This is a genomic window from Apibacter sp. B3935, assembly GCF_009827705.1.
Taxonomy (GTDB): domain Bacteria; phylum Bacteroidota; class Bacteroidia; order Flavobacteriales; family Weeksellaceae; genus Apibacter.
This window is the reverse complement of record NZ_WINL01000002.1, coordinates 359,134-372,597: the sequence shown is the minus strand read 5'-3', so window position 1 is coordinate 372,597 and position 13,464 is coordinate 359,134. Positions and strand designations below refer to the sequence as shown.

9 protein-coding genes and 1 tRNA gene are annotated in these 13,464 nt (G+C 26.9%); 5 read left to right on the top strand and 5 right to left on the bottom strand.

Annotated features, from left to right (window positions below):
- Positions 1–248 precede the first annotated feature (248 nt).
- The gene (locus GFV00_RS04575; RefSeq protein WP_160557052.1) at positions 249–797 is read left to right on the top strand and encodes a hypothetical protein; all 549 of its coding nucleotides are present in this window, start codon (positions 249–251) and stop codon (positions 795–797) included.
- A gap of 553 nt (positions 798–1,350) precedes the next feature.
- Here GFV00_RS04575 and GFV00_RS04570 read toward each other — a convergent pair.
- Positions 1,351–2,295, bottom strand: a complete 945-nt coding sequence (locus GFV00_RS04570; protein ID WP_160557053.1) for a 3-oxoacyl-ACP synthase III family protein — start codon at positions 2,293–2,295, stop codon at positions 1,351–1,353.
- A gap of 418 nt (positions 2,296–2,713) precedes the next feature.
- Here GFV00_RS04570 and GFV00_RS04565 point away from each other — a divergent pair, with 418 nt between their 5' ends.
- The 4 genes from GFV00_RS04565 to GFV00_RS04550 all read left to right on the top strand — a co-directional run bounded on the left by GFV00_RS04565 (position 2,714) and on the right by GFV00_RS04550 (position 9,186).
- Complete coding sequence (locus tag GFV00_RS04565) at positions 2,714–3,931, top strand: DUF6051 family protein (protein ID WP_160557054.1); 1,218 nt, start codon at positions 2,714–2,716, stop codon at positions 3,929–3,931.
- 542 nt (positions 3,932–4,473) lie between these two features.
- Positions 4,474–6,333 (top strand): hypothetical protein, encoded by a 1,860-nt coding sequence (locus GFV00_RS04560; RefSeq protein WP_160557055.1) that lies wholly within the window; start codon positions 4,474–4,476, stop codon positions 6,331–6,333.
- A 950-nt stretch (positions 6,334–7,283) separates the two neighbouring features.
- A complete protein-coding gene (locus tag GFV00_RS04555; RefSeq protein WP_160557056.1) occupies positions 7,284–8,789 on the top strand; it encodes a hypothetical protein in 1,506 nt (501 codons plus the stop codon).
- Positions 8,752–9,186, top strand: a complete 435-nt coding sequence (locus tag GFV00_RS04550; RefSeq protein ID WP_160557057.1) for an ASCH domain-containing protein — start codon at positions 8,752–8,754, stop codon at positions 9,184–9,186. Before GFV00_RS04555 ends, GFV00_RS04550 begins: the two co-directional genes overlap by 38 nt.
- A gap of 968 nt (positions 9,187–10,154) precedes the next feature.
- On the opposite strand, the gene GFV00_RS04545 is transcribed toward GFV00_RS04550, so the two are convergent.
- The 4 genes from GFV00_RS04545 to GFV00_RS04530 all read right to left on the bottom strand — a co-directional run bounded on the left by GFV00_RS04545 (position 10,155) and on the right by GFV00_RS04530 (position 13,446).
- Positions 10,155–10,239: transfer RNA gene (locus GFV00_RS04545), tRNA-Ser, on the bottom strand.
- A 69-nt stretch (positions 10,240–10,308) separates the two neighbouring features.
- On the bottom strand, positions 10,309–11,523 hold the full coding sequence (gene lysA / locus GFV00_RS04540) for a diaminopimelate decarboxylase (protein ID WP_160557058.1): 1,215 nt from the start codon (positions 11,521–11,523) through the stop codon (positions 10,309–10,311).
- 67 nt (positions 11,524–11,590) lie between these two features.
- A complete protein-coding gene (locus GFV00_RS04535; RefSeq protein ID WP_160557059.1) occupies positions 11,591–12,607 on the bottom strand; it encodes a glycosyltransferase family 2 protein in 1,017 nt (338 codons plus the stop codon).
- Positions 12,571–13,446 (bottom strand): lysophospholipid acyltransferase family protein, encoded by an 876-nt coding sequence (locus GFV00_RS04530; protein WP_160557060.1) that lies wholly within the window; start codon positions 13,444–13,446, stop codon positions 12,571–12,573. The genes GFV00_RS04535 and GFV00_RS04530 overlap by 37 nt, the downstream gene beginning before the upstream one ends.
- Positions 13,447–13,464 lie beyond the last annotated feature (18 nt).

Here is a 13,464-nt window from a genome sequence, read left to right as displayed (position 1 = left end):
TCTTTTTAAATTATTTCTGTTTTAGTTACGATAAATGTAATAATACAATTTTTAATTTTATATTATTGACAAATTTAATAAATTTGATTAGGTTTACAGATGTCAATTTTAAAATAGGGTAAAAGCTTTATGAAATTTATAATGAACTAACAGGGAGGTTTATAAGATTATTAAGTTTGCAATTGATATTGCATAGGCCTATATAAATATAATTATCTAAATAGCTGCTAGACAGGCTAAAAATACAAATGAAAAAAATATATTTTCTTCACGGATATCAAACTTCAGGAAAAAAATTTTATTGCTTACAAAATTTTTATCGCAATAGTAAAGAATTTAGCCTTATATATTGGGAGTGGGATGAATTTATGGACATTCCCAAATTTTTAGAAGAAAAAGCAAAAATTTTCGAGGAAGATAAAGGGGATAAAATTATTATGGCAGACAGTATGGGGGCAAATCTTGCTTGGAATTTGGTAAATTTCTTTAAAGATATTCATTATGTTATGACTAATCCTGTTTTCTCTTCGGAACAAATCAAAGATCAAAAACGGATTCCTCCCGAAATGAAAGAAAAAATATTTTCGGCTACTTCTGAAAATATTTTAAACAAAAATATACACCTTATTATCTCTAAAAATGATGAGGTTCTTTATCCTGAATATTATAAAAAAGTATTTGGTGAGTCTTTAAAGGTGTTGGAATTGGATGATATACATGCCATTTCTCATATGGTTGAGTATATGCCTTTGATTCATCAAGTAATTTGTGAGGCATTTGCAAAATCCAAACATTAAAAATTAATATTTATAATAGCTTTATAGAATTTTATTAAAAATAAATATTTGCATTATCGTCCAATAAAGATTTTGTTTAATATTTATCAAAATTAGTTTGCTATTTAATTGGAAATACACATATAATTGCTAATGTCTTTTATAAAAGTATACAGATAATTAGTTAATCTTACTTATGAAGTAACTAACAAAAGATGATTATTTAAATTATATAAAAAGATCTCTATAAGTTTTGTAAATCTTTAAGCTTGAATTCAATCAATTACCGAAACGGATTTATACACTACATTATGTTTATACATATGTGTTTTAAAATTATTTCTTAATAGAACTCATAGAGCTATTTATTAATAAAGAGCAAAACTTTAAAATTATAAAAAACAATACCCGGCTATACAAAAGTTTACATTTTGTATAGTTAAAAATTAGCAAAATAAAATTTTAAGAATGTATTATAATACATTCTGAATAAACAAGATATTAAAATTTTTTGATTCTTATAGCAATGAAATTTGAAATGGTAAGAACTTAAAAATTAATATCAGTTAGTTTGTTAATTAAATTTAATTAAGCATGTACCGCAAGAATAGCCACCTCCAAAAACGGAAAGACATACAAGATCACCTTTTTTAAAAATATTATAATTCTGAGCAAAAACTAAAGGGGCACTTGCACACCCTGTATTGCCTAATTCTTCTACATTTGTCAGCGATTTACTTTCAGCTAATCCTAATTCATGACAAACATTATTTAAAATTCTTTTATTTGCTTGATGACCGATAAAATAAGTTAGATCAGATATCGTATAACCATTTTTCTTGATTATAGCATCTGTTAGCTTTGTTAAATATATACACGCTTGAGTAAATACATCTTTACCATAAGGCATATGTAAACCATTTTTAGGCTCCATAGTAACCGCTTTAGGTCCATAGCCTATATTACCAAGACCAAGCGTATTAATATCTAAAACTTCAGCTTCATTTGGACGCATAGGTTCTGAAGAAAAAAATAGAGCAACGGCAGCATCTCCCCATAAATGTCCGGATTGAATATCTTTGTCATCGGAATAGCTGGAATTTCTATCAGCACTTATTAATAATGCTTTTGAAGATATTTTGCTTTTAAAAAAAGAATTAATAATTTCCATACCATTGATGGCAGATGAACAAGCAGAAGATATATAAAAAGCTTTGGCATTGTTGATGTTAAACTCTTTTTGAACTATATGAGCTGTAGTTCCCACCGTATCATTGGGTGTATAAGAAGCAAATACAATTAAATCCACTTCACTAATGTCGTAGGGCAAATTTTTAACAGCATCCTCAACGGCTTTAATGCTCATGTAGTCTATAGTTTCTTCTTCTGAAGCTCTGGCTCGGGTTAAAATCCCGGTCCTTTTAAAATACCAATCTTCTGATAAATCATTAAGTTTTGCAAAATAACTATTAGTAACTCTCCTAGTAGGTATATAACATCCTTTAGAATTTATAAACATTTTAAAATATTTAATTATTAAAATTTTTGCAAATATAGTCTTCTAATAAGTTATTTTTTAATTTATTTAGCTGAGTTTTATTAAAAGAACGCATATATTAACATATTATTAAGGATAATTTAACATCAAATTTTATGCCATTGCTAATTATTTGTAAAATTAATTCAAAAAAAATGATTATAATTTAACTAATTAATTAAATTTATATTTATAATGTATTTTTTGTTTTTAAGAAAATATTGAATCATCTGCGAATATTTTTTTTAATAATAAGATTAAATTATCTTTATTATTGCGAAAAAATATGGGTTTATATCCTATATATATTCAGAAAAATTATTATAATTGTAGCCTAAAATACCTAATAATAGTATAATTATTTGTGAGTCAATACCTAACTACAAATTTTAACATATAAATGAAATATTTAGACTTGTTTAATTATTTAAAGAAAATTGAAAATTATACAACGGATGAAATTGAAATAGACGAGAATTTGGTTATAAGAAATTTTTCATTTAAATCAAATTATCGATTTATACTTCCAGGTGGTTTAGGTAATAATGATGATTATGAGTTCTTAAGTAATCCAATTAACGATCTTGATCCGGATGTCATACAAAAGATGCTTAATAAAAAAGATGCAGATATATCCGAGAATATTGAGTTTCGTTATCATATAATAATGCCTAAAAAAGAAAAAAAGGCAAAAGAAATAATTATTCTATTTCATGGGTTTAATGAAAAGTATTGGAGTAAGTATTTACCCTGGGCAACCTATTTGGCAGAAAAAACCGGAAAAGCTATTGTTTTATTTCCAATGGCATTTCATATGAATAGAGCTCCCTTATTATGGAGTAATTCCAGAGAAATGTATCGGGTAAGTGAGGAACGAAAAAAAAGAATTCCCATACTTATATGTTCCAGCCTTTCAAATGTAGCAATAAGTACACGTATAAATAATAAACCTCAACGGTTTATTTGGTCGGGTTTACAATCTTATTACGATGTTATAGATTTTGTTGAAGATATTAAAGAAGATCTACATCCGGCAATTGATAAAGATGCTAAAATTGACTTTTTTGCCTATTCCATAGGTGCTTTTTTAGCTGAAGTTTTAAAAATGAGTAACAGAAACGGTTATTTTTCAGATACCAAATGTGCCATTTTTTGTGGAGGTGCCGTATTTAACCGATTAACACCCGTGTCCAAATTTATTTTGGACAGTGAAGCCGGTGTTGGATTATATTCCTTTATTGTTGAACATATGGAAAGTCATATGAAAAGAGACGAGGTTCTTCGACACTATATGTATACTGAACCGGAGGGGCCTAATTTCAGGAGTATGCTTTGTTATAAAAACTTAATTAAAGAAAGGGAAGAAACATTTAGAAAAATCAGCGATCAGTTTTATGTAATCACTTTGGCTAAAGATGAAGTGATCCCTTCCTACGAAATTATGAATACATTACAAGGAACGGCAAGAGATATTCCGGTAAAAATTGAATTAATGGATTATCCTTATACGTATATTCACGAAGACCCATTTCCTTGTGGAAAAGAAATCTCAGATGAAGTTGATGAATGTTTTACCTTTACATTTGATAAAATTTGTAATTTCTTAATGGAAAAATAAATTATTGTTCTACCATCTATTTAAAAATATCCTATTTATTTGATATAAAAAATACAAACTATTTTAAATTTAGTAGCAGTTTATCTGGGTTTAGTATAATGTATACTAAATTTGAATTAGAATTTTTTATATTAAATCATATAATATTTAAAAAAACACAATATATTCTGCAAATTGAAATCAATAGATGGTAAGTTTTAAAAATTTTCTGTCTAAAAATATATATGTAGATGCAGAAAAAAAAATTCATCAATTTTAAATAACCGATAATAGGTCTATTGTTTTTTAATTACACATGTTTGTTCAGTGTAAATTTTAATTACACTAATTCTTTTATAGATCTTATTTAAATATTTAACGTTTTAACAATCAAGAAGTAAAGGATAAAAAATTTACGAACGTAATTATTAATTTATTACTTTTATGTAAGTATTTTAAAAAATCTTTAAAATTTTATGTATAAAAGGCTAATTAATTGTTAAAAATTTTATAATTTTAAAAAATCCAATTAATAATAATACTATAACTACTAAAATTTGATTATGAGCAAACTCAACTATTTGATTATTTTCTTACTATTTATTTACACACTTAATGCGCAAGTAGGAATTGGAAATGAATTTCCAGATCCCCAAACGATGTTAGATATCTCTTCCCCCAAAAATAACAAGGGAATTTTAATACCAAGACTAAGTCAGAAACAAAGAGATTCAATTGATACTGCTGTTAGCAAAAATGGTTTGTTGATATTTAATACTACTGAAAACTGCTTTAATTACTGGAATAAGATCGAAGCGAGATGGAAAAGTATTTGCGGTAATAAGATAAATGCTGATTTCAGCATTGATTGTTCCACTATTAAAGTGTTAGGAAATTATGTTAATGATGAAACTCTTACCTCGGAAAATAAAATCGCTGTAACGGTACATGTTACTAAACCGGGGCCCTATACAATTAATGCTGTTTCTTCTCCGGATAACAGGTATTTTTTTTCTAAATCAGGAGAATTTCTTTCTACAGGAACTTACACAATTGAAATTCCGGGATATGGTACTCCTATAGATTTTACCCCTGAAAATAATTCAGGAGATGAATTTACTTTAACAACTCAGGAAATAAATGAAGGTAATTCATGTAAATTTAATGTCGTTGTAAACCAGCGGGTAATGAAATCCGCATATAATTTAGATTGTTCTTCTATATCCGTAAAGGGATCTTATACAAGTGGATCTCAATTATCTCCCAATAATTATATTGAAGTAACCATAAGTTTTAATCCGATTAACATTGGAGCTCCATTATCTTTATATACAAATATTGTTGATGGTATTGGTTTTAAGACTGAAAATTTAACATTAGAAGGAGATCAGCAGAACAATAATAATATAATAACTCAAACGGTAAAGCTGCAAGGATATGGAATTCCGGAAGGTTATTCACCCAAAGAGTTAACTATATATTCTAACAGTGAATTATCAACCAGTTGTTCAGCATCGGTACCCATGACTTATTATTATGATTATGTGAAATTATATGCTACCGGTGCAGGAGTATATAATGCTTTGTCAACCGGTCCATATGGTGGTAATTTATCTTTAATGGTAAACAGTTCCGAAAATTTTGGTCCTTCACCAAACAGTATAGTTAAATTTAAAGGATGGATTGATAATAAAAATATATTAGATTCTCCCAAAGAAACAGAGTTAGAAAATTTGTTGCTGGGGGATAATCCACCGGATATACTTATTACCGGACAAACATCTGAAATCACGCTTAAATCAGCTCCAATTTATGTAGAGTATCTTAAAAGAAAAGGGATTGTGCTTCTTTTTATAGAAGATCAAAATCGTGTAGAACGTTTTTTTAAAGCTTTATATCCTGATTTGCCGATCAAAGGCTCATTGTATACTGATCAAAAAGGAAATGGTATTGTATGGGATTTTACAGATGCGGATAGTTCTGTTTTAAATGGTCCTTTTGGAGACATACGAGGAAAAAAATGGGGAGATGATACTAGTCAAACAGCAGTTTTAGAATCATTGCCTATAGAAGATCTTGAAATATTTTCAGGAACTGAAGATGGAAGAATTTCTGCATTTAAACATAAAAAATATAATTTAATCTTTGTTGGAGATGGAGGATTTAATTCGTCACTTACTAATTATCCTAATAAAATGAATGGAAATGATGCAAGTTCTTATAAATATCCTATGTTAATAGATAAAGTTACAATTAACGATTATACATATCCTTATTATCCAATACCCAAGCCTAATTATGGAAATGTTAATATAGGAGGACCTATTCATACTATATATAATTCAATTTTTACCGCAAATGCAATTGCTTGGGCTATAGAAACAGCTCAAACCAATGGAATTAATTCTCAGTCGAGAGAATAAATCGATTGAAACCATGTAAAACATTATAGTTTTTTAAGTTTCCGTTTTATATAGCATATAAAAATCAAAAATAAAATTCAGTAAAATCAAGAATATTTAAAAGTATTTAATATTTTAAATAGAATCTAATATAAATATGGGTTGTGCTTTCATTACACCTTTAAATAGGGAACAGTATTATTAATAAATAATAAGCTAAGAAGCAGAGAAATATAAATATTTATTAATCACTTAGATACTTCGTAAATAAACTGATATTGTAGTAGATTGAAACTATAAAATTAAATTATATAATCTCTAAAAATTTATATGAAAGCTTTAGCCGTAATTTTCAAAATTTTAGAAATTTTCTATAATATATGTCGCTATTTAAACTGCTAAATCAAAAGCTAGAGATTATTATTGATATTTAAGCATATCTTCTAATTTTTTATATTTCACCCTTGATGATGTAATTTTTAAAGGGCTGTATTTATAACCTATATAAAAGTATTTTAGCAAAAGTAAGTAAAATTAGATAAAAATAAACCTACAAATTACTGTTAGAACTATATAATATAAAGAAATTATCATTTTTTGAAAATTTTATTTTATATACTTTTTTGCTTCATAGAATGCTATGATAAAAATAAATCATTTGTAAAAATGCTAAAATCTATCTAAAAGTGATTATTAATTTAAGTAAGGAAAATATTGTTTAATAATTAAAATGTATAGTAAATGATTTAGATTATTTACTTTGAATATTAATTATTATATCTCAATAATCTTTGTACTTTAATTAAGAAAAATTAGAAGAAAATATACGAATTTATATTTACAATCTTATGGATTTCGCAAATAAATTAATCTCTTTTCTTGAAGTGGAGTTGCTGGATAAGATTAAAGGTATAAGATAAGTAAGATAAAATATTAGTATATTTGTAAATAAGGAAAATTTTTTATTATACGTGAGAATTTTGATAGATACTAATATTTTAATCAACTTAGAAGATAATAAAGTTGTTAAAGATAGCTTTTCACAATTTTATAGAAGTGCAATTATAAATAATTGTAAAGTATTATATCATCCTAAAGCTATTTCTGCTGACTTAGAAAGAGATTCTAATTCTGAAAGAAAAAGTATTATAATATCAAAACTAAAAAAATATGAACCTTTAGAAGATTTTTCGTTTCCTACTGAAAATTTTGAATCTTTATTTAAAATAAAAAAAAATAATGATAGAATAGATATCCTACAATTATTTCAACTATATAAGGGATATGTAGATTATTTTATAACAGAAGATAACGGAATTCATAATAATGCTAAAAGGATTGGACTACAGCCAAAAGTTCTAAATGTGTTTGAAATACAAAAGTTATTAGAAGAATTGTACACAATAAAAATTCCCTCTCATCCTATTTTAAAAGAGCATAGTTTAAGGGAAATAGAAAATAAAATTGATTCTACATTTTTTGATAGTTTAAGAGAGGATTATGGAAAAGAAGTTTTCAATAATTGGTTAGAGAAATGTATCAAAGAAAATAGAAAATGCTACTCTTTAATAGTGGAAGGAAAACTACAAGCTTTATTAATTTATAATTTAGAAAAAATTGAACAGCATCAATTAAAAGATATATATTGTGATGTTATGAAGATTTGTACTTTTAAAGTCTCAGATACGGTATTTGGAATTAAATTAGGAGAGTTGTTCTTAAATAAAATGTTTGAATATTGTATTAATCAACAAATTCAATATTTATATTTAACTGTTTATGAAAGACAAACTCATTTAATTAATTTATTAAATCAGTTTGGTTTTAACCAAAATATATTTATCAATAAACAAGGATTATCTGAAATACAAATGATAAAATGTTTAAATAAAAATCTAATTACAATAAAACAAAATTGTATTAATATACATCCATTTTATTTTGATAATTCAAGTGTTTCTAAATATGCAATTCCTATAAAGCCAGAATATTATAATAAATTATTTAAAGATGGTAAATTAAGACTACCTACTTTATTTGATCTTTCAGAGGACAGTATTAATGAAATTCAAGGAAACACAATAACTAAGGCATATATATCAAATTCGAAAATAACAAAATTAAAACAAGGAGATATTTTGTTTTTTTATGCATCTAAAAAAGATAAATCAATTGAACCTATAGGAGTATTAGAATCATTAGAAGTTGTTGATAATTTTGATAGATTATGGGAGTTAGTAAGTAAAAAGACTGTATTTTCGCAAGAAGAACTAATAAGTAAATTACACGAAAAAGGGAAATTAAATGTTATTACTTTCCGATTAATTAATTATCTGAAAACAAAAATTAAATTATCTAAAATTAAAGAATTAAGTAGTTTTAAAAATAAAATTCAAACAATTACCAAAATATCTGAAAGTGATTATTTACAGCTAAAAAATGAAAAATACTTTGACGAACGTTATATTATCAATTAAGCCAGTTTATGCAAATGCTATAATAAGTGGAGTGAAAAAAGTGGAGTTTAGAAAAAAAATATTTAAAAAATCTGTAGACAAAATATTTATATATTCTTCTGCTCCACAAAAAATGATTATAGGATATTTTACATTTTCAGAAATAGTAGAAGATACTCCTGAAAATCTTTGGGAAAAATTTAATAAAATAGGAGGAATTAATAAAAAAGATTTCTTTGAATATTATAAGGGTATTGAAAGAGGATATACGATCATAATTAATAAATATGAAAAATTTAAAAATGAAATAGACCCTATTGAATTTATTGAAGAATTTTCGGCTCCGCAATCATATATATATATAGATGAAAAATTAGCATTAGATGCTGTATTAAATAAAGTGAAAAAAGTTAAATAAATTTTTAACTGTTAAGAAGTAGTGAAAAATAGAATATATAATATACTTTTAAAATTTTGCTCTATATTGAAAAAATTTTTTAATTTAAAATTCAAAGCCATATAAAATATTCGAGCAATCCTATAAGTAATGTTAATTCTTCCATTTTAAATTTTTGAAATTGATGTTTTCACTAAATTATACAAAGAAGATAAATCATTTAAAGATAGCTCTTTAAATTCATGTATTGATTTAATTTTCTTTACAAGAAATTTTTATAAGCTAAAAATTTATCTTCCATCTATTGACATGTATGTCAATATTAAGTTTAACATTAATTTAATATTAAAAGGTATAACCAGTATTGATGTATTCTTTTTTCACAAAAGATAGATATTTAGATATTCTTAAAAGTGGAATATGATTTTTAAATTTAACTTATCAATAAAACAAAAAATAAGATGTACTAAGGTTTTATGAATGATTTTTTGCTGGATGATAGAATCTACAAGAAATAAAGCAAAGTGGCTAAAACAAGTATGCATATTGTTGAGTATCTTTGTGAAATATATTTAATCAATTCTTTATTAAGACCAGTCAACAAAATTATCTAAATTCGAAGGATTTGAGTTTATTTATAAAGTTACCCACTAATTACTTAAAAGGTAATTGGATTTCTTTTGATGGGGGCATCGACTTTCTTGATTTTTTATCCTAAATTTCATTTTCTTTATTTGGTATCCTTTGTCTGGTTATTGTTATAACCGAAATACAAAAATAGTTATTCATAAAAACTTATCTTTCATAAATCTCTTATTAATGGAATGTTTAAAAAATATTTTATTGAGTAAGTATAAAAATAAATGCCATGCGAAGTGTAAGATTAAAAAAAGAGAATTTCTCTCCATTTTCTAAATATTCGTCTCTATTTTGCTTATTACAAAAAAATCGTAATAATCTATTAACTAAATTATTACGATTCATTTTTGCGGAGAGAGAGGGATTCGAACCCCCGGACCTGTTACAGTCAACGGTTTTCAAGACCGCCGCAATCGACCACTCTGCCATCTCTCCGGCTACCTTATAGGTAGGTTATTTTTAACGGTTGCAAATATACAAACCTTTTTTCTTTTTCCAAATTTTTTAAATAGAAATTTCCTCCGTAGTAGTTAATAAATCGTCTAAATTTTCTCTTCGTCTGATTAAGTGAGGTTTACCGTTTATTAATAAAACCTCAGCAGGTTTCAATCTTGAGTTATAATTGGAGGACATGGAGAAACAATAAGCCCCTGCATTTTGGAAACAAAGCAAATCTCCTTCGTGTATTTCGCTTATCTTTCGATTCGTTCCAAAAGTATCAGTTTCACAAATATAGCCTACTACAGTATAAAATCGGTTTCTTCCTTCAGGATTGGAAAGATTAGTAATGGTATGGTGAGCATTATAAAACATAGGGCGTATCAAATGATTAAACCCGCTGTCAACTTCAGCAAAAACAGTTGAAGTAGTTTGCTTGATTACATTTACAGAAACAATAAAAAATCCGGATTGACTAACTAAAAATTTACCCGGCTCAAACATAAGGGTCAATTCATGAGGATACGTTTTTTGAAACTCATTAAAACGCTCTCCCAATTTCTTACCCAAATAATTAATATCGGTTTCATGATCTCCTTCCTTATAAGCAACTTTAAATCCGCTGCCGAAATCAATATAATCTAGATCATGAAATTCCTTAGCAACATTAAAAAGTATTTCAGCTCCTTTAAGAAAAACTTCCACATCAAGTATATCGGAACCTGTGTGCATGTGTACTCCTTCCACTTTGATTCCCGTATTATTTACGATTCGCAAAACATGAGGAAGCTGATGAATGGAAATTCCAAATTTCGAATCAATATGGCCGGTTGAAATTTTAGTGTTGCCGCCTGCCATAATGTGAGGATTAATTCGAATGCAAACAGGATAATTTTTTATTTCATGACCAAAAGTTTCTAAAATCGAAAGATTATCAATATTGATACGAACGCCTAACTGAACGGCTTGTTTAATCTCTTGAAAAGAAACCCCGTTGGGAGTGTAAATAATTTCTTTTGGTTCGAATCCGGCTCTTAAACCCAACTGAACTTCTTGTATGGATACAGTGTCCAATCCGGAACCAATGCTTTTTATGAATTTTAAAATATTAAGATTGGTATTAGCTTTACACGCATAATTTAACTTGACTTTTTTAACGCTTTTAAATGCTTTAACTAGCCTGTTATATTGATTTTTAATTATATCGGCATCATAAACATAAAGAGGAGTGCCAAATTCTTTGGCTAAATTTTCAAGTTGTTGTATTCTTGCTAATTCCATAGTTTTATAAAAATATACAGTTTGTAAAGTTATAAAAAAGTAGATAGCTAAATAAATTAATAAGAATTTATTTTAAGCGCGTGTATGTATTCCTTTTTTCAACAAAGTATTGAAATATAATGTATTTTTTGTTATAATATTTTTTAATTCCGGCTTTACGTTTTTTTAAAAATTTAGGCAACATTCGATAAACAGCAAAATGAGCCCGAACGATGGCCCAACAATGTTTCCAACCATTTGAAAAAAGAAATCTAATTCCTGCCAATCCATCTAATAACAACCGGAATAAAATAATCCATACCACTTGATCGGACGGTAAATTCTTAATAAGCATCAAAAGATTATTCCTGAAATTAAGATAAGTCTTTTCAGGATTGTAAACATCCAAAGTGCCACCACCCACATGATATACCGTAGACTCAGAACAATAATAAATAATTTTACCTTTATTTTTTAATCTCCAGCAAAGATCAATCTCTTCCATATGAGCAAAAAAATCGGAATCGAATCCTTCATTTTCCCAAAAATCCTCCCTTCTTATAAATAAACAAGCTCCGGTTGCCCAAAATATTTCGCAGTTGTCATTATATTGTCCCGTATCTTTTTCCAGACTGAAAAAAACTCTTCCGCGACAAAACAGATAACCTAAATTATCTATAAAACCACCTGCAGCTCCTGCAAATTCAAAATAATCTTTTTCCTTGTAACTTCTAATTTTAGGCTGAATAGCTGAAATATTCGAATTGTCTTGAAATAATTTTAAAATGGGTACTATCCAGTTTTCAGTAACTTGCACATCAGAATTTAATAAACAATAAATATCTTCCGAAATAAATTTTAAACCTTCATTATATCCATCCGCATAACCATAATTTTTATTGTTTTGTATGATTTTTACCGACGGAAAATTTTTTTGCAAATAATATATAGAATCATCCGTTGAGGCATTATCAATTACATATATAGATGAGCCCGGACTGTAATCGATTACCTTTTGTAAAAATTTCTCAAACCAGCCAATTCCGTTATAGTTAAGTATAGCAATTGCTAAAGTTGATAGTCTATTCCGCTTGTGTATTTCCATCTTTTATGAGACCAAAGCCAAAGACTTGGATTGGATTTTATATTTTGTTCTAATTCAGAGTAAAATTTTTCGACAATTTCGTTTTCCCTGAATTGGTCGCCATCAGGAAGAATACGTTTCAAATGAGCTTCATATTTTCCTCTTTTCAACTTTACCATATCAACATACACAATCGCATAATCTTTTTTTCGAGCAATTTTATCATATCCATTAAATGCGGGAGTTATTCGATTAAAAAAATTTAATTCATAATGAATTCTACTTTTAAAGGGGCTTTGATCCGCAACAAACAAAAATACATGAGAACCGTCATTAGGCAATTTAATCATGGATCTTACCACCTCTTTAACCGAAAGAGGAATAGTTCCAAACCTGGCGCGAGATTCATGTACTTCCTGATCAAAAAAATTATTTGCCACTTTTTTATATACAGCATATGAATGCTTCTGACTTAAATCCATGGAAATACCTGTTAACCACTCCCAATTGAACATATGTCCGATAAGCATAATGATATCTTTTTTTTCTTTATGGCATTGTTGTGAAACTTCCAAATTTACAAATTTGATTCTCTCATCATAATCTTCTTCCTTCATCGAAAATGTTTTAATCAGTTCAACCATAAAATCCATAAAATTTCTGTAAAACTGTTTTTGAATTTTCAATCTTTCTTCCTTGGTTTTATCAGGAAAAGCAATTAAGAGATTATTTCTGACAATTTTTTTTCTATAACCAATGATATAATAAATGATAAAATATAAAAATGTTGAGATACCATATAGAGCGGGAAAAGATACTTTGGATATCTGAAGTAATATATTCTTAATTAACCTTTTCAAAACAATTGAATATTAATA

Excerpts from the sequence above, each read along its gene's own strand:
- GFV00_RS04565 (WP_160557054.1), top strand. The coding sequence starts at position 2,714 with ATGAAATATTTAGACTTGTTTAATTATTTAAAGAAAATTGAAAATTAT.
- GFV00_RS04550 (WP_160557057.1), top strand. The coding sequence starts at position 8,752 with ATGAAAAATACTTTGACGAACGTTATATTATCAATTAAGCCAGTTTAT.
- GFV00_RS04560 (WP_160557055.1), top strand. The coding sequence starts at position 4,474 with ATGAGCAAACTCAACTATTTGATTATTTTCTTACTATTTATTTACACA.
- GFV00_RS04575 (WP_160557052.1), top strand. The coding sequence starts at position 249 with ATGAAAAAAATATATTTTCTTCACGGATATCAAACTTCAGGAAAAAAA.
- GFV00_RS04535 (WP_160557059.1), bottom strand. The coding sequence starts at position 12,607 with ATGGAAATACACAAGCGGAATAGACTATCAACTTTAGCAATTGCTATA.
- lysA (WP_160557058.1), bottom strand. The coding sequence starts at position 11,523 with ATGGAATTAGCAAGAATACAACAACTTGAAAATTTAGCCAAAGAATTT.
- GFV00_RS04570 (WP_160557053.1), bottom strand. The coding sequence starts at position 2,295 with ATGTTTATAAATTCTAAAGGATGTTATATACCTACTAGGAGAGTTACT.